Below are 4,314 nucleotides of genomic sequence, written 5' to 3'. Positions count from 1 at the left end.
AAGGATTTTCCCCTGATCTGTTCTACTGTTTCTCTATCACTTATTCCTAACTTTTCTTTGATTATTAATGCCCCCAGTGCCATCCTAAATGTTTTGGCTGGTGCGCCTATTTTTTCTGAAAATATTGCTGCGTATTCGCCATCAAATTCCGACCAAGGGATCATTTTTGCCATAATTACCCATCGGTTGTCTAATGCCAATTTCTCCTCGAAGGGTAGTTGAAACTTTTCCGGTGCTGTTTCCTGTTCTTGCGCTTTTCTATACATCTTAATGCGCCTTAATGCAAGGGATTTTACTCATTTTAACTCTTTTTCTTGCACCTTTTTCACTTTCTATCCCCATCAAGTCATCTATTTGTCCCGGTTTTATGTTTATTCAGCAAGCCCTATTTAGTCTAATATATTTCTTACTTTGCGCCTTTGCTCCTTTGCGCGAAACTTTCAATATATTGTGGTTTACTTACTGCTGTAAATTCAAAAATGAAATCCCCGGTTTCTTCAAGAAATCGAGGATCTAAGAATATGATATTTTTGATTACTTCTGCGTGATATATTTTAGCAACCCTTCACAGGCATCCATTAGTAAATCAATAACTTGATTAAAGCCCTCAGTTCCCCCGTAATATGGGTCTGGAACTTCCTTGAGAGTGTGTGTAGAGCAAAAATCGCACATCAACTTAACTTTAGAATGATATTGCCCAGAACGGTCAACAGCGAGGATATCATCATAATTATTGCGGTCCATTGCCAAAATCAAATCAAACTCTTGAAAATCCGAGAGTTGAAATTGACGAGCTTGGCCTTTGAGTTTAAATCCTAACTTATTTTCCGCTGCGGCGCTCATGCGTCTATCCGGTGCTGCACCGATGTGATAACCAGCAGTACCAGCAGAATCGCAAAGAATTGTTTTACTCAAGCCCCCTTGGTCAATGAGATGATTCATAATATTTTCTGCCGAAGGCGATCGGCAAATATTACCAAGGCAGACAAATAATAACTTATAGGTCATGTATTTTAATTTTTGTGTCAGTTGTCAGTTATTTTATACTACTGACCACTGACTACTAACTACAGATTACATTCCAGGTAACTCTAGTCCACTAGTTAAATCTTCCATACGTTCCCGCATGGTTTCGGTAGACTTTTTATAGGCATCTTTCATGGCCGCAGCAACTAAATCAGAAAGCACTTCTGCACCTTCTTCTAAAGCAGATTGAGCAATTTCTACGCGTTTGGGTTCTTGGTTGCCACTGACAACAACTTTAACGAGTCCACCGCCAGATTCTCCCAGAATCTCCATTTGCTCCAATTCTTCTTGAAGACGCTTTGCACCTTCTTGAACTTGCTGCGCTTTTTTAAAAGCTTCGGCTAGTTCTTTCATTTTGCCTAAGCCAAAGCCAAATCCTTGTCCTTTTTCTGCCATAACTGGTTATCCGCTGTACGGTTAATTACAAATCAAATTCAATTATAGATGCGCGGGGTAATTGGTAATGGGTAATTGATAATTGTCAATTGTCAATTGTCAATTGTCAATTGCCTTTAGTAAACTGCTTGAAACTCACCCAACATCTTCACTTCTGGTTCTAGCCAAATTGACCAACGTTCTTGCACCTCATTTTGAATATGACGAATTAGATGGAAAATATCACTGGCTTTAGCTCCGCCCCGATTGACAATAAAATTAGCATGAAGTTGGGCGACTTGCGCTCCACCTAATTGATAGCCTTTGAGTCCAGTTTGTTCGATTAACCAACCCGCAGTATAAGGTTTGGGATTTCTAAACACACTTCCACAACTAGGATAGCTGTAAGGTTGGGTGCTGAGGCGGTGTTTTTTATGTTCCTTAGTTCTCTCTGTTACTTGGACAGGATCTGCACCTGGTTGGAGTTGGAAGGTGGCTTGAGTTACAACCCTTTTACCACCTTGTAGCAGTGAACTGCGGTATGTGTAGCCTAATTCCTCTGGGGTGAGAGTGGCCAAAGTTCCATCTGGTAAAAGAACTTGGGCGCTAACTAACATATTTGCAATACAGCTATTATGCGCTCCAGCATTCATGACCACAGCACCCCCGACAGTTCCGGGGATACCCACAGCCCATTCTAATCCTTCCCATCCCAAAGCGGCTGCGTCCCATGCTAAACTGGGGATAGGCTCTCCAGCGGACACAGTTAATTGACCTGTAGTTGAGTTAAAATTTTTAGAACGGAGATGACGAGTAGCGATAACTAAACCGGGTATACCGCGATCGCTCACCAACAAATTAGAACCAGCGCCTAATATAGTTATTGTTAAATCATTTTCTTGGGCGTACTCAATACTTGCTTGCAACGTTTCTAAGTCACGAGGACAAACGTACCATTCAGCTTGTCCCCCAACGCGGTAAGAAGTAAACGCTGACAAGGACGTTTGGGTTCTGAGAGTACAATTAGTTCCTGGTAAGTAAATTAATTTACTATTATCCACATGAGCTTGCGTTTGTCTTGGTGGAGTTAAATCAGAAAATTCGCAGACTTTGCCAAATCCCTGGGAAGTTATCATCTTTTCTTTACTTCAATGTGTGAATTTGTGACATTTGTTATTTATTTACCGTAAAAATCCGGTATTTAATCAACTTATCAAACCCTGCTAAATGCAGTTCTTAATCCTAAGATGTAGCAATTGCTGGTTCACTCATCGTGGTAATCAGTTCAGGAATAGCCTGATTCAAATTACCCGCACCTAAAAACAGTGCTAAATCTCCCGGACGTAGGGTTTGCAGTAAAAACTCACTCACTAAAGGTAAAGTTTGTTGATAAACTACTTGAGGGTTTTGTTTGCTAATTGCAGTGGCTAAATCTTGTCCACTGACTTGTCCTAAATCAGGTTCACCTGCACTGTAAATATCAGTCAGGACTACTAAATCAGCATGGGTAAAAGACGCAGCAAATTCTTCTAAAAATGTTAGTGTTCGAGTATAACGATGGGGTTGGAAAATTGCAACTACCCTTTGTCCAGGTCTAGCTTGAAGACGGGCTGCGGCTAAAGTCGCACGAATTTCACTAGGGTGATGGGCATAGTCATCAATAAAAGTAATCCCAGCCGCCTCACCGCGGAACTCAAACCGTCTTCTTGCACCTTCAAAGGTGGCAATACCTTTGGCAATTTCTCCAAATTCTAAGCCCAAGAATCGCCCTACAGCTACTGCTGCTAAAGAATTGCTGAGGTTATGATGGCTCAATAGCTGTAAATTTAATAACCCCAAAGCCTTACTTTTTTCCCATACCAAAGCAGTTGTGCCGTCAGCACGATAATCTATATTGGTAACGGTGTAGTCAGCACCTTTCTCTGGGTCAAGACTATAGCTAATAGTTGGTTTGAGCCTGTCGCGCACTGTGTCACAATCAATGCTACCCACTAAAGTTTTGCAACCTTGAGCAAAGGTTTGGAAGGTACTAACCACCTCTTCTAAAGTTTCGTAGTGATCAGGATGATCTAATTCAATATTAGTAATAATGCCAATCTCTGGCGCGTGTTTTACCAGAGAACCATCAGACTCATCTGCTTCTGCTACTAAATAACGGCTTTCACCCATTCTGGCATTACCTTCCCAAGCTTTGACTTCACCACCGACCAAAATGGTCGGATCAAGTCCAGCTTGCAACAGCATATAACCAATCATGCTACTAGTGGTAGTTTTGCCATGAGTTCCTGCCACAGCAATACTGTAATAATCAGCAATCAAAGCGGATAGAACATCAGAACGATGAAAAATTGGGCAACCTAATTCCAGAGCAGCTTTATATTCCAAATTATTGGTATTAATCGCTGTGGAACAAATTACTTGGGGTAAAACTGTTTTCGCTGCCGATAACTTTTCTGGTGAAGTTAATAAAACAGCATCAGCCGCTACTTCCGGCAGAAAAAATTCCAGATTGTTTGCTTCTTGCTTACTGAAAATGTGAGCGCCTAAAGTTTCTAACTTGTGCGTCATATGGTTAGGACGCAAATCTGAACCAGATACTGGTAATTGGCGCTTGGTTAAAACATAAGCCAAAGCAGACATTCCAATCCCACCGATTCCAATGAAATGAAATGGTCTACCACTAAAATCTATAGAAATACTCATCTTATTCTCCTCTTACACCACACCATACCGAATCACATAAGACACGCGTATCATAACAGGATTTTGATTTTTACAGATACTAACTATCCCATCCAAAATGTTCATCCCTGCTGAATGATTAAATTTTGACTTTGGTTTTTTTCTTTGAGCGAGATTATCCCCCCTGCCGAAAATTATCACTATTTATAATCCGCTCCTATGATTATTCTG

General features: G+C 40.9%; 5 protein-coding genes. All 5 read right to left on the bottom strand.

Annotation, left to right across the window (positions count from 1 at the left end; translation table 11 throughout):
- On the bottom strand, positions 1 to 266 hold a 266-nt coding region (locus FJR38_RS22845), incomplete at its 3' end, for a transposase (RefSeq protein ID WP_168539586.1).
- A 268-nt stretch (positions 267 to 534) separates the two neighbouring features.
- On the bottom strand, positions 535 to 1,008 hold the full coding sequence (locus FJR38_RS22840) for a low molecular weight protein-tyrosine-phosphatase (protein ID WP_168498618.1): 474 nt from the start codon (positions 1,006 to 1,008) through the stop codon (positions 535 to 537).
- Between the two features lie 66 nt (positions 1,009 to 1,074).
- A complete protein-coding gene (locus FJR38_RS22835) occupies positions 1,075 to 1,422 on the bottom strand; it encodes a YbaB/EbfC family nucleoid-associated protein (RefSeq protein WP_168498620.1) in 348 nt (115 codons plus the stop codon).
- 116 nt (positions 1,423 to 1,538) lie between these two features.
- Positions 1,539 to 2,537: a UDP-N-acetylmuramate dehydrogenase gene (gene murB / locus FJR38_RS22830; protein WP_168539584.1), complete on the bottom strand. Its 999-nt coding sequence runs from the start codon at positions 2,535 to 2,537 to the stop codon at positions 1,539 to 1,541.
- Positions 2,538 to 2,643: 106 nt separating this feature from the next.
- Entirely contained in the window at positions 2,644 to 4,104 is a 1,461-nt protein-coding gene (gene murC / locus FJR38_RS22825; RefSeq protein WP_168539582.1) for a UDP-N-acetylmuramate--L-alanine ligase, read from the bottom strand.
- Positions 4,105 to 4,314 lie beyond the last annotated feature (210 nt).

It is taken from the genome of Anabaena sp. UHCC 0253, from assembly GCF_009712085.1.
Lineage (GTDB): Bacteria > Cyanobacteriota > Cyanobacteriia > Cyanobacteriales > Nostocaceae > Dolichospermum.
The sequence above is the reverse complement of the archived record's forward strand: the minus strand, read 5'-3'. Positions and strand labels throughout refer to the sequence as shown.

Bases quoted from the DNA above. Each gene is read 5' to 3' on its own strand.
- FJR38_RS22840 (WP_168498618.1), bottom strand. From the start codon at position 1,008: ATGACCTATAAGTTATTATTTGTCTGCCTTGGTAATATTTGCCGATCG.
- murC (WP_168539582.1), bottom strand. From the start codon at position 4,104: ATGAGTATTTCTATAGATTTTAGTGGTAGACCATTTCATTTCATTGGA.
- FJR38_RS22835 (WP_168498620.1), bottom strand. From the start codon at position 1,422: ATGGCAGAAAAAGGACAAGGATTTGGCTTTGGCTTAGGCAAAATGAAA.
- murB (WP_168539584.1), bottom strand. From the start codon at position 2,537: ATGATAACTTCCCAGGGATTTGGCAAAGTCTGCGAATTTTCTGATTTA.